At 60.1% G+C, this 26457-nt stretch carries 19 protein-coding genes; 8 read left to right on the forward strand and 11 right to left on the reverse strand.

Annotated elements, in window-relative coordinates; translation table 11 throughout:
* The 4 genes from C2134_RS11390 to C2134_RS11405 form a co-directional block, all read right to left on the reverse strand.
* Positions 1–2076: retention module-containing protein (locus C2134_RS11390; protein ID WP_158248753.1), on the reverse strand; the 2076-nt coding region annotated here is incomplete at its 3' end.
* A gap of 664 nt (positions 2077–2740) precedes the next feature.
* The gene (locus tag C2134_RS11395) at positions 2741–4141 is read right to left on the reverse strand and encodes an HlyD family type I secretion periplasmic adaptor subunit (RefSeq protein WP_103320137.1); all 1401 of its coding nucleotides are present in this window, start codon (positions 4139–4141) and stop codon (positions 2741–2743) included.
* A complete protein-coding gene (locus tag C2134_RS11400; protein ID WP_369406777.1) occupies positions 4138–6267 on the reverse strand; it encodes a type I secretion system permease/ATPase in 2130 nt (709 codons plus the stop codon). The genes C2134_RS11395 and C2134_RS11400 overlap by 4 nt, the downstream gene beginning before the upstream one ends.
* Positions 6268–6709: 442 nt before the next feature.
* A complete protein-coding gene (locus C2134_RS11405; protein WP_146042141.1) occupies positions 6710–7795 on the reverse strand; it encodes a type 1 periplasmic-binding domain-containing protein in 1086 nt (361 codons plus the stop codon).
* A 276-nt stretch (positions 7796–8071) separates the two neighbouring features.
* Here C2134_RS11405 and C2134_RS11410 point away from each other — a divergent pair, with 276 nt between their 5' ends.
* A complete protein-coding gene (locus tag C2134_RS11410) occupies positions 8072–8863 on the forward strand; it encodes a peptidylprolyl isomerase (protein WP_103320142.1) in 792 nt (263 codons plus the stop codon).
* Positions 8864–8923: 60 nt separating this feature from the next.
* Here C2134_RS11410 and C2134_RS11415 read toward each other — a convergent pair whose 3' ends face one another.
* On the reverse strand, positions 8924–10813 hold the full coding sequence (locus C2134_RS11415; RefSeq protein ID WP_103320144.1) for an amidohydrolase: 1890 nt from the start codon (positions 10811–10813) through the stop codon (positions 8924–8926).
* A gap of 213 nt (positions 10814–11026) precedes the next feature.
* Here C2134_RS11415 and C2134_RS11420 point away from each other — a divergent pair, with 213 nt between their 5' ends.
* From C2134_RS11420 to C2134_RS11440, 6 genes are all read left to right on the forward strand, one after another.
* Positions 11027–13843 (forward strand): valine--tRNA ligase, encoded by a 2817-nt coding sequence (locus tag C2134_RS11420; protein WP_103320147.1) that lies wholly within the window; start codon positions 11027–11029, stop codon positions 13841–13843.
* Positions 13844–13899: 56 nt separating this feature from the next.
* Positions 13900–14922 (forward strand): hypothetical protein, encoded by a 1023-nt coding sequence (locus C2134_RS21220; RefSeq protein ID WP_146042142.1) that lies wholly within the window; start codon positions 13900–13902, stop codon positions 14920–14922.
* Between the two features lie 309 nt (positions 14923–15231).
* Positions 15232–15762, forward strand: coding sequence for an REP-associated tyrosine transposase (locus tag C2134_RS11425; RefSeq protein WP_103320149.1), 531 nt, complete (start codon positions 15232–15234; stop codon positions 15760–15762).
* Between the two features lie 641 nt (positions 15763–16403).
* On the forward strand, positions 16404–17081 hold the full coding sequence (locus C2134_RS11430; RefSeq protein ID WP_103320151.1) for a BRO-N domain-containing protein: 678 nt from the start codon (positions 16404–16406) through the stop codon (positions 17079–17081).
* A 385-nt stretch (positions 17082–17466) separates the two neighbouring features.
* Positions 17467–18543, forward strand: coding sequence for a calcium:cation antiporter (locus tag C2134_RS11435; protein WP_103320153.1), 1077 nt, complete (start codon positions 17467–17469; stop codon positions 18541–18543).
* Positions 18544–18728: 185 nt separating this feature from the next.
* On the forward strand, positions 18729–19955 hold the full coding sequence (locus tag C2134_RS11440; RefSeq protein ID WP_103320155.1) for a gluzincin family metallopeptidase: 1227 nt from the start codon (positions 18729–18731) through the stop codon (positions 19953–19955).
* 85 nt (positions 19956–20040) lie between these two features.
* On the opposite strand, the gene C2134_RS11445 is transcribed toward C2134_RS11440, so the two are convergent.
* The 4 genes from C2134_RS11445 to C2134_RS11460 all read right to left on the reverse strand — a co-directional run bounded on the left by C2134_RS11445 (position 20041) and on the right by C2134_RS11460 (position 23804).
* On the reverse strand, positions 20041–20385 hold the full coding sequence (locus C2134_RS11445; RefSeq protein WP_103320157.1) for a FlxA-like family protein: 345 nt from the start codon (positions 20383–20385) through the stop codon (positions 20041–20043).
* Between the two features lie 282 nt (positions 20386–20667).
* Positions 20668–21576: a DNA-binding transcriptional regulator DsdC gene (gene dsdC, locus C2134_RS11450; protein WP_103320159.1), complete on the reverse strand. Its 909-nt coding sequence runs from the start codon at positions 21574–21576 to the stop codon at positions 20668–20670.
* A gap of 3 nt (positions 21577–21579) precedes the next feature.
* Positions 21580–22926, reverse strand: coding sequence for a D-serine ammonia-lyase (gene dsdA, locus C2134_RS11455; RefSeq protein ID WP_103320184.1), 1347 nt, complete (start codon positions 22924–22926; stop codon positions 21580–21582).
* A 359-nt stretch (positions 22927–23285) separates the two neighbouring features.
* Positions 23286–23804, reverse strand: coding sequence for a carboxymuconolactone decarboxylase family protein (locus C2134_RS11460; protein ID WP_103320161.1), 519 nt, complete (start codon positions 23802–23804; stop codon positions 23286–23288).
* Positions 23805–24003: 199 nt separating this feature from the next.
* Here C2134_RS11460 and C2134_RS11465 point away from each other — a divergent pair, with 199 nt between their 5' ends.
* Positions 24004–24858, forward strand: coding sequence for an AraC family transcriptional regulator (locus C2134_RS11465; protein ID WP_103320163.1), 855 nt, complete (start codon positions 24004–24006; stop codon positions 24856–24858).
* A 40-nt stretch (positions 24859–24898) separates the two neighbouring features.
* Here the strand turns inward: C2134_RS11465 and C2134_RS21225 are convergent, their stop codons facing one another.
* The gene (locus tag C2134_RS21225; RefSeq protein ID WP_146042143.1) at positions 24899–25336 is read right to left on the reverse strand and encodes a hypothetical protein; all 438 of its coding nucleotides are present in this window, start codon (positions 25334–25336) and stop codon (positions 24899–24901) included.
* Between the two features lie 377 nt (positions 25337–25713).
* Positions 25714–26103, reverse strand: a complete 390-nt coding sequence (locus C2134_RS11475; protein ID WP_103320166.1) for a DUF1842 domain-containing protein — start codon at positions 26101–26103, stop codon at positions 25714–25716.
* Positions 26104–26457 lie beyond the last annotated feature (354 nt).

Genomic DNA, 26457 nt, shown 5'->3' on the forward strand with positions numbered 1-26457 from the left:
GCCGCCATCGCTGATCGAGACCTGGGCGTTGCCGCCGTTGGCGAGGTTGCTGGCATCGAGGCTGACCGTCGCCTGCACTTGGCCGTGGGCCACATCGCCGCTGGCGATTTGCTGGCCACTGTGTTCGGTGATCGCCACCGTCGGCGCGCTCGGCGCGGTCAGGTTCAAGGTGCCGCTCGTGGTCCCGGCTAGCGAGGTGTTGCCCAGCGCATTGCTTTGCGTCGCCGACACGCTGACGGCCTGGCCGTTGGCCGGTTCGGGAATGCCGAGGCTCAGCACGCCATTGGCGTAACTGGCGGTGACGGCTGGGTTGCTGCTGCTCACCGAGCCGTCGCTATGCACAGTGACGCTGCTGATCGCGCCGCCATCGCTGATCGAGACCTGGGCGTTGCCGCCGTTGGCGAGGTTGCTGGCATCGAGGCTGACCGTCGCCTGCACTTGGCCGTTGGCCACATCGCCGCTGGCGATTTGCTGGCCGCTGTGTTCGGTGATCGACACGGAAGGCGTGGCTGGCGGTGTGGTATCTACCGTGGCGGTCAGCGTGCTTGTGGCCGATGGGTTGCCGATGCTGTCGGTGAATTGGGCGCTCAACGTCAAGCTTTGGCCGTTGGCAGCTGCCGGAACATTCAGTGCCAGACTGCCGTTTTGCAGGTCGGCGGCGGTCAAGACGTGGCTGTAGGCTTCGCCGGTGTTGCTGGTCAGTGTCAGGGTGGTGCCGGCCTGCAACGAGGGGTTGTTCAGCGCGACCTGTACGCTGACTTGCTGATTATGGATATCGCCGCTGGCGATGATGCCGCCATGATCCTCTATGGTGATTTGCGGCGCAGCCGGAGGTGCGGTGCTGACTAGGCCTTGGTCGCTGGCCGGGCTGGAAACATTGCCGGCTGCATCGGTCTGGGTGGCGGCAATTTGCAATAACGTACCCGAGCTGGCGGGTTGGATGGACAATGTGACCAAGCCATTGGCGTAGCTGGCCTGGATGCCGGAAGCCAGCCCGGTGATGCTGCCGTCGCTATGCACGGTGAGCGTGGTCGGATGGCCGCCCTCCGTAATGGTGATGTTGGCCGCGCCTTGCTGTTGCAGATCGCTGGCGTCGAGTTGAACCGTTGCGCGGACGGCGCCATTCACCAGATCGGTCTGGCTGATGGCGGCGCTGCCGGCGCCATCATCATGCTGCGTAATGTGCACGACCGGCGCAAGGGGCGGAATGGTGTCCACTGTCACAATCGCCGTCGACTGCGTGCTTTGTCCGGCATTATTGCTGGAGGAGGCGATCAGCGTGCTGGCGCCCTGAGGCAAGGGCTGAGTCGGCGTGAGCGACCAGCTGCCATTGGCGGCAACCACGGCGCTGCCGAGCACCGTGCCGTTTGCTTCGGAAACGGTGACAGTCAGTCCCGGCGAGCCGGTGCCCTGGAGTACGGGTTCGCTATGATTGGTCAGGCCTATATTGTTGAAAGTCAGCGTTACCGGTGGCGCGGGGGCAGGGGTGAACGATGCGTTAACCGGCGCGGTGGAAATCGGCGTGAAGGTGGAGTGGGTTGCAGTGGGGCCGACACTGGGGGTAAAACCCGTTCCCGTGGTCCCTACTGTATTGGTGTTGCCGGTCAGGTCGATGAAAGTGTGATCGATGTTTTCGCTGGTGCCGCCCGCAGCGGCCAGGCCGGCCGCAGCAGACTGCAGCTGCGCCAGCGGGTCTTGGCCATTCGCCAGGCTGGCCAGGACCGATTGCGCTTCGGCATTGGCGTTATTGCCGTCTTGACCCGGTTGTGGCGGCTGGCCATTGATAGCGGTGTTCCAGCCTGGCACGGCTGGATTGTTTGCGTCGCTTGGCGCCGTCGTTTGAGGAGTGGCATTGCTGGCGGGCGGCGTGCCTGTTTCCTTGGTGTCGGACAATAGAACCTGCTGTCCGCCATCCTGATTCAGCAGTAGCGAGGCACCCTGTTCGAATACCAGGTGATCATTCGGGTGGATGATATCCCCTACTTTGAGGATGTGTTCCTGCCCTTGGGCATCGATGACTCTGACCGTTCCTTTGAGAGTACCGATCTTCCCCGATAGTGTTGTATTTGCTGCCATCGGCATCTCCCGGCCGTATCATCCCGCGCATCAACCTCTGTTCCTGCGTGCATCTCCTTGTGGTGCGGCCGTATGTTTCAGCGCCTTGCAAAGGCGCCAAGCAAACTTCCAGGCTGCTCTGTGAACCGCTGACTCAACCCTGGCTCCCTGTCTTGCGCCTTCTTGCCGTATGGCTTGTGCTGTCTGCCTTGGCGTGTCTTGCACTGGGGCTCTGCGTGGTTGTTGAGCGGCTCTAAATGATGGATGGACTACAGGCAGTTTTAACTGTAGCAAGTAATAAAGTTATTGCTAGAAATACCTATCTGAAACATGAGGTTGCGGTAAATCATCCTCTCCGGCCATGCCGGCAATGGGGAGGAGCTTGGGTTCGCATGGATGGAGAGCAGGGTGATTGTCGCGCTGCCGCCAGCGAGTCAAAGACATGCGCGTGCCGGCCGTTGGGCATGCGGGCTGGCGCTTTGGGATTCGATATCGAGATGGGTTTAGCGGGCCATAGGCCAGCAGTTTCGATTGATTCCAGATCGCGGGCGCGTTGGCGCTGTGGGTCGGTCATGCCGAGTTCGGCTGGTTTGAGGAAGCCGGTGATCTGCGCGCCTTGATATCCGTCATTCTCCTTCCGTGACGGACTTATGTTGGCATGGCCTGAGAGGGCAGATCAGCGGCTTCACCGCTCGGTAAAGGCTTCCGATTTGGCGCGCAGTACGGGCTTCAGCAGGTAGGACAGAATGCTCTTGGTGCCGGTCATGATGTCCACCTGGGCCACCATGCCGGGAATGATGGGCAAATGGCGGTCGCCCAGCGTGCCTTGTTTGGTTTTTATCTTGGCCAGGTAAAAGGAATTGCCGCGCTCGTCGGTTTCGGTGTCGGCGCTGACGTCCTGCACTACGCCCTCCATGCCGCCGTAAATCGTGTAGTCGTAGGCGGTGAAGCGCACAGTGGCGCGCTGCCCGGGGCGGATGAAGGCGATGTCGCGCGGCAGGATGCGCGTCTCCACCACCAGCGATTCGCCCAGCGGCACAATCTCCATGATGTCTTTGCCCGGCGCCACCACGCCGCCTATCGTATTGGCGTAGATCTGCTTGACTTGGCCGTGCACGGGGGAGCGCATTTCGGACAGCTTCACCTTGTTGGCCAGGCCGGAGGTGTCCGCGGACAGGCTGTTGATCTTGGCCATGGTGTCGGAAAGCTCGGCGCTGGCCTGGTTGCGGAAGGTCAGTTCGTTTTCCTGGATCTTGCGATTGGCCTCCTCTATGGCGGCTTGCAGGCGGGAAATCTGCGCCTGCGCCATGTCGCGATCGCCTTTGAAGCGCGAAACCTCGCGCTCCAGCCGCAACAGGTCCACATCGGATGCGGCGCCGGAGTCCAGCAGCGGCCGCGTTTGCTCCAGCTCCTTGCTGGTGAACTGGAAGCTTTGATCCGCCTGCTGCCGGCGCGCCTTCATTTCGTTCATTTCCTGCATGCGCTGGGCCAATTCCCCCCTGGCGATGGCGAGGTTGTTGTCCAGCTCCTGCTTTTTGGCCAGATACAGCGCCATTTCCTGGCGGGCGATGTCCGGGGCCTGCTGGCTAACCTGGGACGGAATGGCCAGCGGCGTGCCATGGGCAATCGCGCCCAGCCGCGCGGCCTTGCCCAACAGCGCCAGATATTGGGCCTGATTGGCCTGCAGCGACGAGACAAACCGGGTGTTGTCTATGCTCAGCAGCAGCTGGTTTTGCTGCACGATCTGCCCCTCATGCACCCATAGCTTGGCCACGACGCCGCCATCCAGGCTCTGAATGTGCTGGATCTGCGAAGTGGGCACCACCTTGCCCTGGCCCTTGGTCACCTCGTTGATCTGAGCGAAGGCGGCCCACATGAAGGCCGCCAGAAACAAGCCGGCCATGGTCCAGATGAAGACGCGGGGGCGGCCCGGGCTTTGTTGCAGAATCGCCCAGTCGGCGTCGGTGGCGAAATCGACATGCTCTTGCAAGTCGCGCGCCTCCGCCCAGTCCATGACCCGTTCCCAGTATGGGGAGGTCTTGCGTTGGCCTTGTTCCATCCAACGTTGCCAGAACGGCTGCTTCATGTTTTTCCCCTGGAAACTTGCCCCTGCTGCAGGGCTTGGATGACCTCCGCCTTTGGGCCGTCGGCCACAATGGCGCCGTTTTCGATGATGATGAGCCGGTCTACCAGGTCAAGCAGCGCGGCATGGTGGGTGATCAGCACTACCGTCTTGCCCGGCATGATCTTGGCCAGGGTCTGTTTGATATGCGCCTCGGCGCCGCTATCCATATTGCTGGTGGGTTCGTCCAGCAGCAGGATGGGCGGCGCGTTGAGCAGGGCGCGGGCGATAGTCACGGCCTTGCGCTGCCCGCCGGACAGCGACTGGCCTCGCTCGCCTATGATCATGTCGTAGCCCTGCGGGTGGCCGTTGACGAACTCGGACAAGCCCGCCAGCTCAACGGCGGCCTCGATGCTGGCATCGTAGGCATGGGGGGAGCCCATGGCGATGTTCTGGCGCAGGGTGCCGTAAAACAGCGAGGCATCCTGCGGCACATGGCCGATATTGCGGCGCAGTTCGGTGGGGTCGATCTGGTGGATGTCGATGCCGTCTATGCGCACCGATCCCTGGTCCGGGTGATACAGGCCCATGATCAGCCGCTGCAGCGTGGACTTGCCGGATCCGATGCGGCCGATGATGCCCACCCGTTCCCCCGCCTTGAGGTGGAACGATACATTGCGCAGCGCGTTGGCCGGGTTGTCCGGATATTGGAAATCGACGTTGCGGAATTCGATGTCGCCTTTGAAACTGGTGCGATGGAAGAAGTTGGCGTCCTTTTCCCGCTCCACCGGCATCTCCATGAAGGTGTCCAGCGACTTCAGCGAGAGTTTGGCGTTATGGTACTGGGTGAGCAGGCCCACCAGCTGGCCCAGCGGCGCCATGGCGCGGCCGGAAAGCATCACCGCGGCGATCACGCCGCCCTGCGAGGCCTGGCCGCGAAAGATGGCATAGACGCCTATCACCAGCACGGCGATGGTCACGCTTTGCTGGACCAAGCCGGAAAAATTATTGGCCGACGCCGCCAGCATTTTCAGTCTGGCGCCGATATGCGCCAGATAGGCGGTGGCTTCTTCCCAGCGGCCTTGCTGCTGGCCCTCCGCGGCCAGAATCTTGATGCTTTCCAGCTCGCCAAGCGTTTCCACCAGCTGGGCATTGCGTTGGGCCGTGGCGCGCAGGGTGGCCTCGGTCAATACCTTCATCTTCTCCTGGATTAGCAGGGCGAAGATCAGCATCATCGCCCCGCCTATCAATATGGGCAGCATCAGCAGCGGTTGAATCCATGCCACCGCCGCCAGGAAGATCAGGACGAAGGGCAGGTCGATCAGCGCGGTGATGGAGGCGGACGCGATGAAGTCGCGTATGGTTTCGAATGAACGCAAATTGGCGGCAAAGGCTCCGACGGACGCCGGCTTGGCCGACATCCGCACCCCCAGCACGCGTTCCATGATCAGAGAGGACAGCTGGATGTCGATGCGCTTGCTCGCCAGGTCCAGCATATAGCCGCGTGTCATCTTCAGCAGAAAATCGAACACCAGCGACAAAATCGCCCCGGCCGCCAGCACCCACAAGGTGTAAATGGCCAGGTTAGGCACCACCCGGTCGTACACATTCATCGAAACCAGCGGCAGCACCAGGGCGAATATATTGATCATCAAAGAGGCGAGCAGGGAATCGCGGTACAACGGCAGCCCGCCGATGACCGCGTGCCAGAACCAGTGGCGCGAGCGGATATTGCCCATTTCCGGCGCCCGCCGGTCGTAACGGAAGCGCGGCCGGATCAGGATGGCGATGCCGCTGTACAAGGCGGCGAACTCATCAAGCGAGCGCGTCTCTTCCGATTCCGGCAGCTCGGAATGGCTGAAGCGGACAATGCCGGCCTTGAGGTCGATGCCGCGCAGGATGCAGGCCTCCTCGCTTTTCAGCAGCAGCACGGCGGGCAACAGCGCCTGCGGCAGCTGCGGCAACGGTTTTCTGACCACCCGCGACGTCAAGCCGATGCGGCGCGCCGAACGCGAAAACATAGACGGCGTCAGCCGGTTGTTCTGCAACGGAATCCCCGCCACCAGCGATTCGCGCGTGGCATTGATGCCGTACTGTCTAGCCAGCGCGAACAAGCAATCCAGCAAAGGATCAAGATGGGTGGCTTGCAAATGCAATCCCCCATTAGGTATTTCTTGACTAATGTTTTGCATTTTCACCTCAGGCGGCATGGTGACTACTCCCCGACAGATAGTATGTCCAGCCTTTTTTTGACTATAGCTAGTTTGAATCGAGGTGAAACATTCTTTTGGTTCGATCTATGTCTTTGTTTTAATTAATGCTTCATATCGTTGGCATGGTGCGATGCGGCGGGGCTGCCGGCGGGTGCGGGAATGAAAATGATAATGGCGGGCCGGGAAACAAATAAGGCAGATAAAACATGCGCTTTCCTGGATTCAAGCCATCAGGATGGCCAGACAGGCTTCAAAACGCTCCGCCTGTTTTCCGGCGGGATGGGCGTGTCTGGCAAATCGGCAACGCGCCGCTAACAAGATGCATGAATAGAAAAGCCCATGCCGCGCAATGTGGCCTCTGCGCTGATATCTGCCGCGATTAATGTTTCGAGGGAAACCAGATCGCTAAATAGGCCTTGCGGTAGGCTTGGTCGTCTTCGATATCGCCATCGCGGGGATGCGCCAGCAGCCTTTCCTGCGTCACCAATATGGGCTTGCTGACAAAGTTGCTGGGGGCCTGCCGGGCAAAGGCCCGATTCAGCTCATCGGCCATTTGCCAGCCTTGCTGCTGGCATGGCTCGGCCACGGTCGCCTTTTGCTGGGAGATGCCCTCGCGGATGCGGTTCATTGCCAGGTTGGAGCCATCGCCAGCGGAGATGTTGACGATGTCCAGGCGGCCAATCTGATGCAAGGGGAAATTGATGTTGTCGAAGTAGAGGTCGTTGATGGCCAGCGTATGGGTCCAGGCGCGGCCGAACTTCTGCGCCATTACGGGCACTTGCGCCGGAATCAGCTGGGTGGTCATGCTGAGGTCCATGTCCTGCACCGCCAGCACCTTGCATCGCTTGCAGCGCAGCAGCGCCTCCTTCATGGCGTTGGCCTTGCGCATGGCGATGGAAAAATGCGAATCCGTCAGGATCACCGCGCCCAGCGGGCCGGAGCTGCTGCCTATCGCATAGTCCACGGCCGTCTGCGCCACGGTCAACGGATCGGTGGTGATGTTGGCGAACAGCTCGGCATTCGGGCCGGGGCTGCTGCCGGCGTGCCAGCCCACGGCGGGCTTGCCCATTTGTTTCAGCATGGTCATTTCCAGATGGAAATCCGAGCTGTCCGTGCCGACCAGGGCCACGCCGGAAATCTCCTGCGCGGTGGCGTGCAGCAGCAATTGCTCGCGCACGGCATTGCGGTCGCTCTTGGCGTCCGTCACCTTGACTTGCCAATGCAGATAGGCCGCCGCGTTGAGAAAGCTGCGCACGGTTCTGGAAATCCCGCCGTTGCGCAGCTCGTAGGCGATCAATAGCACATGCCGTCCCAGCTGGGCCGGCGGACCGGAGGAGGGCGCCACGCTATCAACCGGTTCCGCTTGGCTGATGGCGCAAGCGGTCAGCGCTGCCAGCGCGCCATGCAGCAGCACGCGGACAATCAGTTGGGTGGAGGCGGGAAAGCGGCTCAAGCGCATGGGCACTGGGTGTTATCGCCTTGGCGTGTCGGGGGCATGCTCAAATATAGCAAGCAGGCTGGCGCTTGCTGATGGCATGTGGACGGTGCGAGCGCTTGCGCGGCGCGCTTGATTTATCGATGCGGGATGAACATGATAGACGGATAGCCGCCGGGCGGATTTCCGGCGGCATCGCCAGCGGATGGCCAGCCTGGCCAGGCCGGGCTTGCACTGTTAGCCGGCTCTGGCACAATTCACCGACTGTAAGCCAACCCAAACGCATATCCAGACAAGGAAACATCCATGCACAAGCCATCCCGCCTTGCCCTGACCACCTGCCTGCTGGCCGTTTTTGCCGCGCCGGCAGCCTTTGCCGCAGACGCGCCGGTCGCCACGGTAAACGGCGTAGCCATTCCTCAATCCAGAATGGACCTGATCCTGAAATCGCAGGAAGAGCATGGCGTCAAGGATAGCCCGGAGCTGCGCCAGCAGATCCGCGATTTCCTAGTTACCAATGAAGTGCTGGTTCAAGAGGCCAAAAAACAAGGCATCGACAAGAGCGACGCGGTCAAGCAAGAGCTGGAAATGGCCCAGCGCGGCGTGTTGCTGAATGCCTTTCAGCAAAACTTCATCAAAACCAATGTGATTTCCGACGATCAGCTCAAGGCCGAGTATGACCGCCTGAAGGCGGCCACCCCGTCCAAGGAATATCACGCGCGCCATATCCTGGTGAAAACCGAAAAGGAAGCCAACGCCATCCTGGCGCAGCTGAAGAAGGGCAAGTCGTTTGATGCGCTGGCCAAGGCCAAGTCCGACGACCTGGGCAGCAAGAACAGCGGCGGCGATCTGGGTTGGAGCGATCCCAGCCAGTACGTGAAGGAGTTCGGCGAAGCCATGGTCGCCCTGAAGCCGGGCGAAATCACCCAAACTCCGGTGAAATCGCAATACGGCTATCACATCATCAAGCTGGAAGGCGTGCGCGAGGCGGAAGGCCCCAAGTTTGAAGATGTGAAGCCGCAGCTGCAGCAGGAAATGCAGCGCACGGCCTTTGACAAGATGATCCAGGACTTGAAGGGCAAGGCCAAAGTCGAGTAAGTGGCGGACGCATAAAAGCCTGCCCGTTTCGGGGCAGGCTTTTTCATGTTGCCGCTGAGTTTAATGCGTAGTCTGGTTAACGTAGGACGGCGCGCCGGCCAGCCAGGTTTCATGGATGGCGATATCGCGCAGTGCCTCCTTGGACGGATCCAGCGGGTCATCCTTCAGGATCACCAAATCCGCCAGCTTTCCAGGCTCCAGCGAACCGACCAGATGATCCAGATGGCAGTGCCAGGCCGCGTCCAGCGTCACCGCGCGCAGCGCCTGCTCGTGAGTCAGGCCTTCTTCCGCATTCAGCGCCGGTTTTTCCGAGCCTGGCGCGGCCTCCATTTTGCGATAGATGGCCTGTTCCGCCATGCGCAGCGGCCCCAGCGGGGAAACGAAGTGGTCGGAATGCAAGCTGACGCGCATGCCGGCGTTAAGCGCGGATTGGCAGCGGTCCAGCAATCGCGCCTTGTTCTCGCCAAAGATCTTTTCCTGGAAAACGTAGCCCCAGTAGCCGACGTGTCCGATCAAGAAGCTGGGGCTCAGTCCCATCGATGCCATCTTGGCGATATCCTCATCATCCAGCAGCGAGGCATGCTCCAGCCGAGAGCGCAGCGCGCGGCGGCGTTTGGCCGGCTCGCTGCTGGCTTCGTGCGGGAAAGGATTCAAGGCCTTGCCGTAGGCGTTCAGCACCCGCTTGATTGCCTTGTCGCCATTGGCATGCACCAGCGTGGGCCAGCCTTGGCATAAGGCGCGCAGCACCAGAGATTCGAGATCGGACTTGGGTTTGTAATTGTATTTGCCATTGAGCGGCACGCCTGGCACGGGGGGCACCTTGGATTTGTCAGGGTTGATAAGGCAGTGGTACGGCTGTTTCTGGAAGCCTGTCAGCCCCTGGTTGGAACCATCGGAAATGATTTTGATGCCCTTGATGCTGAAACGCTGGTTCAGATGATTGTCCAAGTCCAGGTGGTAGTTTTCCAGCCAGTAGCTGAGATCATCCTGCGTGCGCACAAACAGGCCGCCAGCCAGCCGCAGCGGACCAAACTGGGCGATCAAGCGCAGCGCGCCAAGTTCCAGCTCCTTGGCCGAGTTGTCTGGATTGGTGCCCATGCTGGGGTCGAATAGCGTGGTGATGCCTTTGCTGGCAGCATCCTGAAGCACTTCCGCGACGCAGTCGCCCAGGCTCTTCTTGGTCAGGGTCGATCGATTGACCTGATTCATGGCATCGGTGACTTGGCCTTCAGCCAGCACGCCGCCGGCGCTTTTGTTGAGCAGTTTTTGATTGGCCACGCTGTTGACATACGCCAGATGGCCGGAGGCGTTGACCAGCAGAATCGCAATGTTCCGGTCGGCAATTTTTCCTGTCCATAGGCTATCCATCTTCCCCAAATTGATGTTCGGCCAGTCGCTCATCAGGGAGGGATCTAAACCATAGCCGACGAACCAGGCTGTGCTGCCGTCATGATCGTTCAGCAAATATTGCTGACTCTGCGAGCTGCGCAGCATTTCGCCAATCTGGGCGCTCAGGCGTTCCCAGCTGTATTGCGGGTCGAGGTTTTGCTTGTCGAAGGCCGAGACATTATTCCACCCCTTGTTCAGCGCGCTGCCGAGAATATGCATGTGAGGGTCGATCAGGCCGGGCATCAGTGTGCGGCCATCTAATAGGCATTCGTGGGCATCGAAGCCATCCTCTGCCATTTTCCTTTGAACTTCATCAAAGGAACCCGTTGCCACAATCACGCCGTTGGCTATGCCCAGCGCCTCCACCGTCCGGCTGGCAGGCGCTTCCATGGTGTGGATGGTGCCGCCATGAAAGATCACGGTTTGTTGCGGGTTTTGGCGAAAGCTATCGAGCAGCGTCAGTTTGATGGCATCCAGCATGTTTTCATTATCTTCTTGCGTGCCGCCCAGCTTGGGGGCGTGGCCGCAGCAGGCGCAGCCTAAGGTGTGGTCGTGAGGCATCGGTGGCTCCTTGATTTGTGCATTCACATGTCATTACAAGCAAAATGCTAATCTTTTTTCATGAAAAATTTCAAATGGATTGTCAGCGCCCTGCCGTAAGGGACAGGAAGTGGGCGTGGGCTGGGTGCCCCGCAGGCATGGCGGCACTCGGAGAACAGCTGAAAACCGGTTATAATCGAACCATTTTTCCATCCAGAAAACCAAGATTCAGACATGGAACTTGCTAAGAGCTACGAACCGGGCGACCTCGAGCGCCGTTGGTACCAACACTGGGAACAGGCCGGCTACTTCAAGCCGAGCATGGACACCGCCAAACCGTCTTTCGCCATCCAGCTGCCGCCGCCCAACGTCACCGGCACGCTGCACATGGGCCACGCCTTCAACCAGACCATCATGGACGGCCTCACCCGCTACTACCGGATGAAGGGCCATAACACCGTTTGGATTCCAGGCACCGACCACGCCGGCATCGCCACCCAGATCGTAGTGGAGCGCCAGCTGGCCGATCAGGGCCAAAACCGCCACGACATGGGCCGCGAAGCCTTCACCAGCAAGATCTGGGAATGGAAGGAAAAATCCGGCGGCACCATCACCAGCCAGATGCGCCGCGTCGGCTGCTCCGTGGACTGGGACCGCGAATACTTCACCATGGACGAGGCCCGCGCCGAGACCGTCACCGAAGTCTTCGTCCGTCTGTACGAGCAAGGCCTGATCTACCGCGGCAAGCGCCTGTCCAACTGGGACGCCAAGCTGGGCACCGCCATCTCCGACCTCGAAGTGGTATCCGAGGAAGAAGACGGCAACATGTGGCACATCAAGTACCCAGTGGTGGGCAGCAATGAATACGTCACTGTCGCCACCACCCGTCCGGAAACGCTGCTGGGCGACGTGGCCGTAGCCATCGCCCCGGATGACGAGCGCTACCTGCACCTGGTGGGCAAGCAGCTTGAGCTGCCGCTCACCGGCCGCACCATCCCGGTGATCGCCGACGAGTACGTGGACAAGGAATTCGGCACTGGCTTCGTTAAGATCACCCCGGCGCACGACTTCAACGACTACGAAGTGGGCAAGCGCCACAACACCCAGCTGATCAATGTGATGAGCCTGGAAGCCAAGATTCTGGCCAAGGCGCAAATCTTCGGCTTCGACGGCACCGCCCAAGGCACCATCGAGCTGCCGGCCGCCTACGCCGGCCTCACCGCCCAGGAAGCGCGCAAGGCCATGCTGGCCGATCTGCAAGCCCAGGGCCTGCTGCTGGACACCAAGCCGCACAAGCTGATGGTGCCGCGCGGCGACCGCACCGGCACCGTGATCGAGCCGCTGCTGACCGACCAATGGTTCGTGGCCATGAACAAAGTCGCCGAGGGCGACGCCACCGGCCAGTCCATCGCCGCCAAGGCGATTGAAGCGGTGGAATCCGGCGAAGTGCGCTTCGTGCCGGAAAACTGGGTCAACACCTACAACCAGTGGATGAAGAACATCCAGGACTGGTGCATCTCCCGCCAGCTGTGGTGGGGCCACCAGATCCCGGCCTGGTACGACGAAGACGGCAACATCTACGTCGGCCGCACTGAGGCGGAAGCCCAGGCCAAGGCCGGCGGCAAGACGCTGCGCCGCGAGCAGGACGTGCTGGACACCTGGTTCAGCTCGGCCCTGGTGCCGTTCTCCACGCTGGGCTGGCCGGAAGAAACGCCTGAACTCAAGGCCTTCCTGCCCTCGCAAGTGCTGGTGACCGGCTACGAAATCATCTTCTTCTGGGTGGCCCGGATGATCATGATGACCAAGCACTTCACTGGCAAGGTGCCGTTCAAGGATGTCTACATCCACGGCATGGTGCGCGACCACGAAGGCAAGAAGATGTCCAAGTCCGAGGGCAACGTGATCGACCCGGTGGACCTGATCGACGGCATCGCGCTGCAGCCGCTGGTGGAAAAACGCACCACCGGCCTGCGCCGCCCGGAAAAGGCCCCGCAGATCGCCAAGGCCACGGAAAAATTGTTCCCGGAAGGCATCCCGGCCTACGGCACGGACGCGCTGCGCTTCACCATGGCCAGCTACGCCACGCTGGGCCGATCGGTCAACTTCGACTTCAAGCGCGCCGAAGGCTACCGCAACTTCTGCAACAAGCTGTGGAACGCCACCCGCTTTGTGATGATGAACGCGGAAGGCAAAGACTGCGGCCAGGACGAAAGCCTGCCGCTGGAATACAGCTTTGTGGACCAATGGATCATCGGCCGCCTGCAGCAGGCTGAGATCGACGTCACCAGCGCGCTGGAAACCTACCGTTTCGACATCGCCGCACAGGTGATCTACGAATTCATCTGGAACGAGTACTGCGACTGGTACGTGGAACTGGCCAAGGTACAGATCCAGGGCGGCAACGAAGCCCAGCAGCGCGCCACCCGCCGGACCCTGGTGCGCGTGCTGGAAGTGGCTCTGCGCCTGACCCACCCGCTGATGCCCTTCATCACCGAAGAGCTGTGGCAAACCGTCGCCCCGCTGGCCAACGCCAAGAAGACCGAATCGCTGATGCTGGCCGCCTGGCCGGTGGCGGAAGAGGGCAAGATCAACGCGCAAGCCAACGCCCGCATGGAAGCCTTCAAGGACATGGTCAACGCGGTGCGCAATCTGCGCGGCGAAATGGGCATCGGCCCCGCCGTCAAGGCCCCGCTGTTCATCGAAACCGCCGACGCGTCCATCGCGGACTTCGTGCCTTACCTGAAGCTGCTGGCCCGCCTGACCGAAGGCACGCTGGTGGCCAAGCTGCCGGAAGACGACGCCCCGGTGGCGATGTCCGGCGAAGCGCGCCTGATGCTGAAGGTGGAAGTGGACAAGGCCGCGGAAACCGCGCGTCTGACCAAGGAGCAGGGCAAGGTGGAAGCCGAGCTGGCCAAGTTGACCGCCAAGCTGGAGAAGCCGGGTTATGTCGACAAGGCGCCGGCGCATTTGGTGGAGCGCGATAAGGCCCAGTTGGCTGAGTTGAATGACAAGTTGGAGAAGATTAGGGCGCAGCTGATCAAACTGGCTTGATAGTTAAACGTCATTTATGATAAAAACCCTCCACTTTACAGTGGAGGGTTTTTTTTATGACCAAGGCAAGTAGTTTTAATCTTAAGTATTTTTTTGAAAATTTTGATAAGTTAGTGCTGTCAATCACTACCTTTTTCTTTCTGGTAGGTTTTTTTTGTTTGGCATTTTTCCTAAATAAGCTTGGTATCGGATTGGCAATTGATCTGACATTCTTGCCGATATATGGCGCTGTTTCAGTAATGCTGTCCTCAATCTTGGCAGCATCATTGATGATTCCATATTTCATCGGGGTCTCAAGGGATATTATACCAAGCTTTAAAAGTAATCAATTACATGATCTTTCTTTGCGATATTTCGGGTGTGTTGTTATACCGTTGTGTATTTCTGCTATTATTTTTTATAATGGTTTTGGTTTTGGCTGGCTTTGGGCTTTGCAGATTTTCCTGCAATTACTTTATGCGGCTTTCTTGTCAGTTTATTTTAGAAGTAACTTTTCTTGGAAGAGTAAAGCACATTTGATGGAATTTTCCATTTTATTTGCATTGTTTTTGTTTTTCTCACTATTCATAACTGTATTTTTTGCAATTGATTTGCTGTATGTGATTGAAATATTGCTTGATAGGCAAATGGGTAATATTGAGGCGGTGTACCCATATATTTTTATTTCTTTTGGGTTCTTGGTGATTTTGTATTCTCCAATTTTTCTTGTAAAAAGTGGTCGGTATAATTTTGGAGTTATCTATTTTGCAGTGATGGTTTTTTTTGTTGTAATGGTTGGTTTTCCAGATTTTCTTGGTCAGCGCACACTTAGGCTTATTGGTACTGGAGGAGGTATTGTGAAGAAGTATAATGTACGCATGGAGGATGTTGGGAGTTTGCCTTTGAAGGCAAGGTCTATGTTTTGTAATGACATGGTTAATTGTAATTTTACCATTTCAAGAAGGGCTTGTTTATGGTTTTCTTCAGGGTCAGATCTCTATATTTCAGAAATTAGTGGTTTCGATGCGCAAAAAAAATTTTGCACGGCACCGCAAGGCGCAGTTTTCTCATTGGGAAAGAGCTTGCTTATAGAGCGCTAGTTTTTATGGTGTATTGAATCGGGAAAATAAAAATCAACCGCGTACCCCGGATAATTGACTGATGTTTTGTATTTGATGCGCTGGCTGCATCGTGGCGGAACTCCCGGCTTTGCCGGGATTCCGCCCTACGGGTCGAGGTCGGTATTCCGCCGTAGGGTGGATGCCCCGGAGGGGCGATCCACCTTTGCCCACGGCTGCTGATTGGTGCGTGCAACCCCCGCGGCTGACCTTGTCGCCGGCCTTTTGACGGATTGGTTAACGGGTGTCTGTTGTCTTATGGTTTGGGCTTTGGTGTTCTGGGGAATGGCCATGCCCAACTATCGACGCTGGCGCGTGCCAGGTGGGACGTATTTCCTGACCTTCACGCTGCTGGATCGAGGCACCAGCTTGCTGGTGGACCATATCGACGCGCTGCGCGAAGCGGTGAGGCTGACTCGGCGCGAGCGCCCATTTCATATCGACGGATGGGTGGTGCTGCCGGATCATGTGCATTGCATGATCACTTTGCCGCTTGGCGATGACGATTTTTCCAACCGCATCAAAGCCATCAAAATCCGTTTCGTCCGCGCCTTGCCCGCGCAGGAATATCGCAATCCCGCTCGGCGCCGCAATGGCGAACGAGGCATTTGGCAACGCCGCTTTTGGGAGCATTGCATCCGTTCCGAGGCCGACTATGCCGCGCATCTGGATTACATCCACATCAATCCGCTCAAGCATGGTTTGGTGTCTCGCGTCCGGGATTGGCCGTTTTCCACTTTTCATCGGGCGGTTAAGCAAGGCTTGTATCCGCAAGACTGGGCGGGAGGAGATGACTTGATGTCGGTATCCGCGCCTGAGTGATGTGTCCGCTTCGCGGACTAATATTTTAAGTGCCGGTTCCGCCCGGCATGACGGGTCCATTTCTTTTGCTCCGCCAAAAGAAATGGACGAAAGAAAAGGCGGCCCTGGGCGCTTCGAAACCCCGGTCAAAACAACGCGCCCCAGGCGCGGCCGAACTCGCACCGCGCTAACGTCGCGGTGCTCAAACAGGCGGCCGCTTAAAACCTGGTGCGCATTGTTTTGACCGGCTTGCGCCAAGGGAGCGGGGCTCGTTGCTCACACTCTACTGGGCGTGCTTGTTGCAAGCTGCGTGTGGTTGCGATGCGGCCGAACTCCCGGCTTTGCCGGGATTCCGCCCTACGTAGGGCGGATGCCCCGAAGGGAGATCCGCCGCAGAAGATAAGCCCATGTTGTGTGGCAGCCAATTTGCCCCTGCATCCCGCGCGGAAAGTGGCACCTAAATCATTATCCGCGAAGCGGATACGAAGGTCTTTTCTACACTTCTTGCCAGTCTCGATCGTGGAAACCCTGATTGATCTGGCGCTAAGACGCATTTAACCTGACGCAGTCATGCTTGACCGCATGACCGGGTTTGGCGACCTGAACTACTTGGATCGGCGCGCTGCTTCGCAGCGCTTCACAATCTTGATGGAGTTCTAGCCATGACCCAGTTGGCGCACTCTCCCATGCAGCCTGGGCTGCTGTCTTTTCCCTTCCTTACGCACACTATCCGTCTCCTGCATCGCCACAACGGCTTGTGGTTCTTCGCCAATGACGTCGCGGCGGCGATCAAGTGCCGCAGCACGGCGGTGCTGCTCAGCAAACTCAACAGAGAAGAAGTCCGCACCCTGCCGGTAGGCGTGGAGGATGTGGTGTGCCTGTCCGAAACCGGCGTGGCCATGGCGATTCGGCGCTATCGCAAGCCGGCGGCGCTGCGGTTTCGGCGTTGGTTGGAGGAGGAGTTGCTGCCAACTTTGCGGCGGGAGGGCGAGGAGGCGTTGACGGCGGATCAACTGGAGCTGGCTTTGGCGCTGGCGGCGGAGGCAGCGCGGCAGGTGAGCCGGGCGGTGCTGGATGCGGTGTTGGAGAACGGCGAAGCGTGCTGGCAGCATACGCGCTGGCTGGTGACGCTGGATTACGAGCGCCATAACCGCCAGAAACATCCGCTTGGCCGCATGATGGGCCTCAACAGCTCCGTCGCCACCTTGGATGCCTTGGCGGAGCTGATCGCGGTGCCGGACGGCATGCCGGCGAGCGATACCGAGCTGGTCAAGTTGGCGGCGGCCTGCCATTTGCGCCTGGCCGAGCGGATGAGTCTGCGTGTGGCGGATGATGAGTGATTCGTAGGGTGCGTCACCCCGCTGGGTGACGCACCGTTTGCATTTCACTCCCGCATATGGTGAACCGGCGAGATATGTTGGCGATGCGTCGCCCTTGCAGGTGACGCACCCTACTTGGAGATCGTTTGTGATGGTCAAGTGGATGGGCCTTCGGAGTGAGGGACGATTGCGTTCTTTCTGACGGAGCGACGCGCCGTTTGTTTACAAAGCCTGAACCCGCTGGCCGTGTCGTGGTCTATTCATTTAATGCTGCTATGCTGTGGCTAATGCAGCCTTCATGCTGGTTTCTCCCTTCCTCTTACTGAGCGGTCGCGCAGGGTGTCCCGGCCAGGTCTTTTCGGCGCGGGATGCGCGGCTGTTCGTCAACAATAAGGAAAATTCATTGATGCATTCCACGATTCCGCGCTGGACCATTGTCACCCCTGTCTTGGCCTGGGCCGCCATCGCCGCATCGTCGGCGGCGGGCGGGCATGCTATTTATCTTGCCCTGCTGGCAGTGTTGCTGGCGGGAACGGTATTCGCCGCGGTGCACCACGCCGAGGTGGTGGCGCATAAGGTCGGCGAGCCTTTCGGCACGCTGATCCTGGCGCTGGCGGTGACGGTGATCGAGGTGGCGCTGATCATTTCCTTCATGCTGGGCGGGGGCGAGGAGAAGCTGGCGCTGGCACGGGACACCATTTTTTCCGCCATCATGATCACCTGCAACGGCATCTTGGGCATTTGCCTGCTGCTGGGCGGTTTGCGCCATCGCGAGCAGAATTTCCAGCTCAGCGGCGCCAAGGCGGCTTTGACCGTGCTGGCGGCGATTTCGGTATTGGCGCTGGTGCTGCCCAACTACGGCACCAGCCAGCCGGGGCCCTTGCTGTCGTCGTCGCAGCTGGCGTTCACCGGGGTGGTGTCGCTGGTGCTGTACGGCGCTTTCGTGTTTGTGCAAACCATTCGCCACCGTGATTATTTTCTGGTCGATGGCAGCGATGACGAGAATGAGCACGCGCCGCCGCCGTCCAACAGCGTGGCCTTGCTTAGCGTGGCGATGCTGCTGATTTGCCTGGTGGCGGTGGTGACCCTGGCCAAGCTGCTGTCGCCTTCGATTGAGCGTTTTGTGGTGGATGCCGGCGCGCCGGCTGCCGTGGTGGGCATCATCATCGCCTCTCTGGTGCTGTTGCCGGAAGGGCTGGCCGCCGCCAACGCGGCGCGGGCGGATCGGGTGCAGACCAGCCTGAATCTGGCCTTGGGCTCGGCGCTGGCATCGATTGGCTTGACCATTCCCACGGTGGCGATGATTTTCGTGTTCAAGGGCGAGCCGCTGATTCTGGGTTTGGAAATCAAGGAAACCATCTTTCTGCTGCTGACGCTGGTGACCTGCTCCTTGTCGCTATCGGTAGGGCGCACCACCATTTTGCAGGGCATCGTGCATCTGGTGATCTTCGCTTCTTTCGTGTTCTTTGCGATCAGCCCCTGAGCGAGCCTCGATGAATGAACGCAAAAGCCGCCAGCGTCTGTGCTGGCGGCTTTTGTGCTTGATGGGTGGCGCGTGCCATCCGCGCGGAGTGGCGCGCGGTTTGTTTTCTGGACCGCATAAGCTTTGGCGCCCTGAAACCATCCCTCCGCGTGGCGGTCAATAGGCTTTTATCCGCGGGATCACGCATGCGATTTCCTCTACTGGCGGCCTGGCTGGGCTGTGTATCTGCCGGGCCCGCGCTGGCCGATTATTCCGTTTTCTACGATCCGGCACAGAATCTACCGCCTGTGTTCCGGCTGGATTTGCCGGCTGAGCACGGCAACGCGCTGGAGGCGCGGGCGTCGGCTTATGGCCAGTCGTCGCAGATTGTGGATGTGCGTTGCGACGGCCAGCCGCTGGCGCATGACGGAATGGGCCGCTGGCGCCTGCCGCCACAATGCAGGCAGGTGGAGTGGCGCGTCGCGCTGAAGATGCCGCCGCCCGATGGCGCCAATGTTTCATTGCAGCAGAGCCTGGGCTTTCCCGGCTGGGTCTTGCTTTCGTCGTCCACGGCATTGCTTGCTGAGCCGGGCCGGGAGGCCGCCGCGACATTGCGCATCCGCGTGCCGGGCCAGGCCGAGTCATTGGCGGCCATCCCGGCGGCTGGCCAGGCGCCGGAGTTTTACGCGATCGGGAAAACGCAGGAGACGGTCCGGCAAGTGGCCGGGTTGCGAGTGCGATATGTCGCCGATGATCTGGAGCGGGTGACGCGGCGCGGGTTGCTGGACTTGCACGCGGAGGCGCTGACTGCGCTGCGCCGTATTTTCCCGCCGCCCGCCGCCCATGCGCCGTTTGCCGATGATTTGCTGGTGGTGATGCTGGGGCGGAATAACGCAAGCAGCGCGTTTGGAGCGGGCGGGCTGCACGGTCTGCTGGCCAACTATCCGCGCGAGACCGCCGCGCGGGACACTTTTCTACTGGCGTTGCTGGCGCATGAGCAGGCCCATCAGCTGCTGGCGCTGGGCGAGGTGAAGCAAGGCAGCACCTGGATGGCGGAGGGTTTGGCTCATTACTACGGCTTGAAGGTGATGCGGCAGAGCACGCTGCCGGAGGCGGAAAAGGAAAAAGTGTGGCGCTTGTTCATCAAACCGGAGGCGCCTGTCGCCCAAGGACTGATTGCGTTGCAGCAGCGCTACCGGGATGGGGATCAATCGGTTTACCCCTTGTTTTATTCGCAGGGCGCCACCTTCTTTGCCGAACTGGACCAAGCCCTGCAATCCGCCAGCCAGGGCAAGCATTCGCTGGATGACTTCATTCCGCAGCTGCGCACCCAGGCCGATGGCAGCTTGCCGGATGCCTTGCTGGCTCAACTGCGCGAGACCGGCGGCGAGCGAGTGGACGCGCTGGCGGCGCGTTATCTGGGCAAGGGCTGACCTCACAGGCGGCAGAACCAGATGGTGGCCCTGTCGGCGGCCTGGCAACAGCGCCTGGCTTGCGGTTTCCTGCATGCGAAAACCGTCAGGCGAAGTCGTCTATGGCGCTTTGTCCATTCTGCTTTTTGCCGGCAGGGGTGCGCCCGTGATGATTGGCGGGACGTTCTTCCTGCTGCTCCTTTTGGGCCTTGAGCTGGGTAATCTCGGCTTCCAGTTCTGCAATCTGTTGCTTGAGCTGTTCTGCCAATTTCTCCTGCTCCTGTTTGCTGCGGGTGCTGGCCGCTTGCCCTCCGTTCTGCAAGCTCTGAAGCTGTTCTTTCAATTGCTGCAGCTGCTGTTCCAGGTTGGCGATCTGGCTGTCGATGTTTGAGCTGTCTGCGCGTATGGGTCTGGCGGGCAATGCCGGGGAAGCGGAGAGGCTGCTTATCATCGCGGTATCCTTTCTCGTTGAGCGCGCTGAATGGCTGGCAAGGTTGCGAGAGTGACGGTGAAAACGGAGCGCACAATCAAATATTTAGATCAAAAAATGCCATTGTCAAAATAATGAATTTTGTTGGTCGTTTTGTCATTCTGCTGCGGCGTTCGTTTTACGCCGGAATGAGAAGGCGGGAGCCATGCTGGCCGGATAGGCAAGCACGGGCTTGGTTTCTGTCACTTCGCATCGCTGGCGGCGCTTCCCGTCGACAGCCAGCAGGAGCGAGCCTGGGGTGGATCAGCCCGCTTGCCCGCGCAGCCAGTTGATGAGGGCCTGCAGTCTGGCGGATGTCGGGCCGGGCGGGTGAGCCAGGTAGTAGTCGTAATGGCCGGCGGGGATGAAACCGCCCAGCGGCATGACCAGCTTGCCTTCGTCCAGCAGGGTTTGGGCCAGCCGGCGGCGGCCAATGGCGATACCCGCATGGTGGACGGCTGCGGCCAGGCACAGGTCGGAACGGTCGAAGGTGAGGCTGGCGGCTGGCAGGTTGGCTTCGCGGCCGGCGGCGCGTGCCCACAGTTGCCATTCCGCGTTGTAAGCCGCATGGCGCCAGGCGTGGGCGTCATGCAGCAGCACGCAGCGGCTCAGCGCCAGATGGTTGCCCCGCAGCCCGTATCTCGCGGCGTATTGCGGGCTGCATACCGGCGCCATCTGCTCGTCCATCAGTTTGATGCTGGCCAGGCCGGGAAAGGCGCCATCCGCGTAGCAAAGCGCCAGATCAACGCCGCCGGCGCGGAAATCTGCGTCGTCGTTGCCGGTGCGGACTTCCAGTTCGATCTGCGGGTAGTGTTCGCAAAAGTCTGCCAGCCGTGGCGTCAGCCAGCAATGGGCGATGGAGGGGTGGGCATGCAGCCTCAGCCGCCCGGCGGGAGCGTCGGACTGCGGCTGCAGGGCGGCGTCCAGTTCGCCCATGCCGCGTTGTAAAACCGCGTAAATCCGCTCGCCGTCGGCCGTCAGGCGGATGTGCCGGGTCAGGCGCAGGAATAGCGGGTAGCCGAGCGCGTGTTCCAGCCGCGCAATGCGGTGGCTGACGGCGCTGGGCGTCAGGCATAGTTCCGCGGCGGCGCGCGCGAAGCTGAGGTGGCGGGCCACCGTCAGGAACGTATGCAGATTGGCGAGCTGTGCGCCATCCAGCCGGGGCGGACGCATGGCTTAGGCCTGCAGCGCGCGGCCGCGCGCCAGGTAAGCGTCCATTTCCGCCGCAGGCACCATGCCGCCGCCGGTGGCCCAGATCAGGTGGTTGGCTTGGGCCATGCGCTCCGGCGTCAGGCCCAGCCGAGCACGGTAGTGCTGGGTTTCAGCCTGTATGCGGACGATGCCGGGTGCGCCGGCCAGGGCGGACGGCTCCAGCCGCAGGCCTTCCGTGTGTTCCATCATCGCCAGCAGCCGGAACAGTTCCTCATCGCTTACGGTGTAGTAGCCATCGATCAGCCGCTGCATGGCGCGCCCGACGAATCCGGATGGCCGGCCTACCGCTAGGCCGTCTGCCGCGGTGCGGTTGTCGATGCCGAAATCCTGCACGGAAACCTGATCGTGCAGGCCGGTGTAGACGCCCAGCAACATGCACGGCGAGTGGGTGGGTTCGGCAAACAGGCAATGCACGGCATCGCCAAAAGCCAGCTTCAGGCCGAAGGCCACGCCGCCGGGGCCGCCGCCTACGCCGCAAGGCAGGTAAACGAACAGCGGATGCGCGGCGTCCACTACCACGCCGGCCGCATCCAGCTGTGCTTTCAGCCGCTGTGCGGCCACAGCATAGCCGAGGAACAAGCTGGTGGAATTTTCATCATCGACAAAATGGCAGGCCGGGTCGCTTTGCGCCTGCTGGCGGCCTTGCGCCACCGCTGCGCTGTAGTCGGACGAATATTCGATCACTGTCACGCCGTGGGCGCGCAGCATGTCTTTTTTCCATTGGCGGGCGTCGGCCGACATATGGACCGTAGTGTGAAAACCCAGTTTGGCGCCGATGATGCCGATGGATAAGCCCAGGTTGCCGGTGGAGCCCACTGCGATCTTGTAGCGGCTGAACACGGCGCGCGCAGCGGGGCTGTCCAGTTTGGCGTAGTCGTCATCCAGACTCAGCAGTTTGTGCCGCAGCGCCAGATCCTCGGCATGCTTGAGCACTTCATAGATGCCGCCACGCGCCTTGATCGAGCCGGAAATCGGCAACTGGCTGTCCGCCTTCAGCCAAAGCCGGCCGGGTAAGGCCATGCCATGGCGGCGGCCTAGCGCGTCTTGAAAACCGGGTATGGCAAGCAAGGGCGACTCCAGAATGCCGGCGCTGGCGACGGTTTCCGGAAAGGCCTGGCGGAAGTAGGCGGCAAAGCGCTGCAGTCTGGCGGAGGCATCGGCCACATTCGCCGCAGACAGGCCAACATCGGCCAGGCTTTCCGCCGCGGGGGCGATGCCGGGGTTAAACCAGCTGCATTCCTGCAGCGCCATCATCTCTGTGATCAAAGGATGGTTGCGCTGCCATTCGGCCAATGATTTAGCGTGATTCATCTGTTCCCCCTGTATGCGCGCGGCCATGCCATCGCGCATCATTTTAATCGCCAAGCAATTTATTGTCGTAACACGCATTAGACAATCAGGTAGGCCGAAAGGCAAAAGATCATTTTGCAGGTGATGGATGAATTGCATTCATGTGTTGGGGCTGCCGCATGTGACCCGCATCGAAAATTTCCAGCTTTGATATCCGCAGTGGCGGACTCAAGATTGGGATAGAAAAAGCACGCCAGATGGCGTGCTTTTCTCTCGGAAGACGGCAGACGTGGCGGCGCAAGGATGGGGTGGCCGCATATCCTGATGGTTTGCGGCCATCTCGCTTAAAAGACGGCCTGTTTGTCGCCGCGAGTGGGTTGTCAGAGCGCAACCACGGGGAAGTCGATTTCCGTTTGCGCAACGTTGTTGATGTAGTTGGTCAGCACATTCAGAGCCACGCCGGCCACGATCTCGACTAACTGCGCGTCCCCCAATCCCGCGGCGCGGGCTGCCTGCAGGTCTTCGTGGCTGATGGCGCCGCGCTTTTCCGTGACTTGACGGGCAAAAACCGCAACCGCATTGCCTTCCCCCTGGCGCGCGGCGGCGATGGATTCGGGCGACAGGCCGGCGCCCTTGGCGATCAGGCTGTGGGCGGACAGGCAGTAAGCGCAACGATTGGCCTGGGCCACGCCTAGCGCGATGCGCTCGCGGTCGGCAGGCGCCAACGCGCCCTGGGATAGCGCGCCGGAAAATTTTAGATAGGCGTCGAGCGCGGCAGGCGATTGGGCCAGGGTGCGAATCAGATTGGGCACCATGCCGAACAGGTTTTTGACTTCGGCAAACACGGCCTGGGTTTGCGGGCTGGCTTGCTGGTCGGTGACGCTGGGGATGCGGGTCATGATAGATTCCTTTTTTGGTTGGGGTGGCGGAAGCTGTTCCGCACGCTTTGCATCATGGACTTTTGACTCCATAAGCGGTCGACAGGGCGTCTCAATTTCCATACCAATCGTCTACGGCGGTTTATCATCTCTCTGACCGGGCGCCTGTAGTCTTGCCTGGATTGTTTGAAGCCAAACTCCACCAGGACCCACTCACCCCATGGACCCGCTTTCCGATGTGCTAGATGTGTTTCGACTATCCGCCGGCTTGTTCTACAGCGGGCGGCTTTGCTCCGTGGTGAGTTTGGGCGGTGACGGCGACCCGGGCAGCGGAGCGGGGCTGGGGCAGTTTCATATTCTCACTGGCGGCCGCATGGACGTGCTGGTGCCAGGGCATGGCCGCTATCGGTTCGATACGCCCGGCCTGCTTTGTTTTCCGCGCCCCTTGCCGCATCGCTTTGAACCGGATGCCGAACAGCCGCCGGAACTGGCCTGCGCGTCGGTCCGGTTTGGCCTGGATGTCGACAACCCCTTGGCCCGCGCCTTGCCCGATGTGCTGTGGCTTCCCGCTGGCGAGCTAGGGGCTACTGCTGCCTTGATCGGCTGTTTGCGGGATGAAACCCGTTGTGAGTTGCCGGGCAGGGTGGCATCGGTGAATCGTCTGTTTGAGGTGTTGTTGCTGAGGGTGATGCGCCAGATGATGGCCGAATCGCGTCTGGATACCGGACTGCTGGCCGCGCTGGGTGATAGACAGTTATCGCGCGCCCTGGCCGCTATTCATGCCAAGCCTGAGCAGCCCTGGACAGTGGAAGGCATGGCCGTCGCCGCGGCGATGTCGCGCCCGCGGTTTGCAGCGCGCTTTCATGAGGTGATGGGACAGACGCCCGCGCATTATCTGGCAAGTTGGCGCATCGGCTTGGCCCAGCGTTGGCTGCTGCAGGGCAAGCCGATGGACTGGATTGCTGGCCAAGTGGGGTATGACAGCGCCTCGGCCTTGGCCCGCGCGTTTCGTCGGCATGTTGGCCAAGCGCCGCGGCAGTGGCTGGTGGCTAAGGCCAATGCAGGATTGGCGTGACAAACCAGTTTCGTGCCAGGCTGCGGGGCGGTGGTCGCGCTTAGCGGTTCTGGTAAGGCGGGAGGGGCTGCAGCATGTGCATGGGGATGGCGCGTTTTTTCCCCGTTTGCGGGTCGATTCCCAGTCCCGGCGTCATGGGCTGGCCGGGAAAGTCTCTGCGCCAGGCTGGAATGGCTTGGTAGCCATGCGGCTGTTCCCAATGGGCATTGGGCGAGCGCATGTCGCCATCGACTGGCTTGGAGGCGTTCATCTCCAGCCAAGTCTTGTCGAGGTTGCCTAGCGGGACGCGCGGGCCCACTTCCAGCGCTTGTTTTTTGCTTTTTGCTTCAAATGGGCTGGGGGGATTTGCAGGCGAGTGGGCCGGTTTGACAGCAAAATCGTAGGAGGGGAGAGAAGAGGCTGCCAGCGGGGCGCTGCTAAGCGCCAATGGCAGCAGGATAAGGAGTTTGCGCATATTGATTCCTGCCAGAATGGGCATGCGAAGCTGCCCGCTGTTGCATGGGGGTGGTATCGCTGTCCTGCCAGACGCGCGACCTGCCCGAAGGGTGTCCAGCTCTAGGATGTTGAGTTTGATAGATAGAGCATTCTACCTAATTTACATCATGGTAACAATCCGCTGCCCAGGCGCGCAGACCAAGCCTCGCGGAGGCGCTGGGTGAAACGGCAATTGTCGTGTGTATAAAAATGATATTAAAACCAGTACGGTAGAGGCTGGGGCGCTTGTTGTGGGGAGGTAGCGTTGGACGAAATGCACCACTTGCCAGGCATGGGCCTCGCAATGAAAACAGCCCGAACTGCGCCAGTTCGGGCTGCTTCATAAGCCTGCTCCTCAACACCAGCAGTCAAGGGGCAAGCTTAATCCACCATCTTCACATCACACTTGTAGGTATGGGTGCCTACAGTGAATTGGCCTTGGCCAGTCCAGTCGGCGCCGAGGCCAAAGCTGGCGGAGAAGGGGGCAAGGTAGGTGCCGATCGCCGGCGGGGCGACGGATACGGCGGCTTCGCCATGAACCGCGCCAACCTTGGTGATGTGGCCAAAGCCAGTGCTATGCATGGCGCCGATGGCCGGGGCGGTGAAGGTCGGGGAGTGCTGCGTACCTTCCAGAATGGAACCATGTGCCTGGCCGTGCAGAGCGCCGGTGGAGGCATTCACCGTTACGGCAAGCGTCATGGAGCCTGCGCCAGTCATGCCTTTTTCGGGAGTGAAGCTCAACTTAAGCAAATACAGGCCTGTTTTTTCCATAAGAAAATCTCCAGTGGATTCAACGCAGTTGATGTGACTTCCAATCGTCTTCCCAAGTCCAAGCTGGCGCAGGTGCGGTTTAGGTCTGCTTGCTTCTGTTGGAAATGGCGATGCAGCCCCCGTGCTGGCGACCTGAACAACACCAGACACCGTTCTGGGGTAGCTCCACTGTAGGTTATGGGGCAGTTCTTCTCCCTGTCCTTTGTGACTGGGTTCGGCCCCGGCTAAAGGATGGTTGACACACTCTTGATGGTGGATTCATGCCTCAGAGTTGCCTAATAAACTCCGAAAGTGCTAGCTGGATTGTTCAAATCTGGATTGTCTGCAGGGGCCAGGCAAGTCTACTCGCGGCGC

Source organism: Chromobacterium sinusclupearum (genome assembly GCF_002902845.1).
Classification (GTDB): Bacteria; Pseudomonadota; Gammaproteobacteria; order Burkholderiales; family Chromobacteriaceae; genus Chromobacterium; species Chromobacterium sinusclupearum.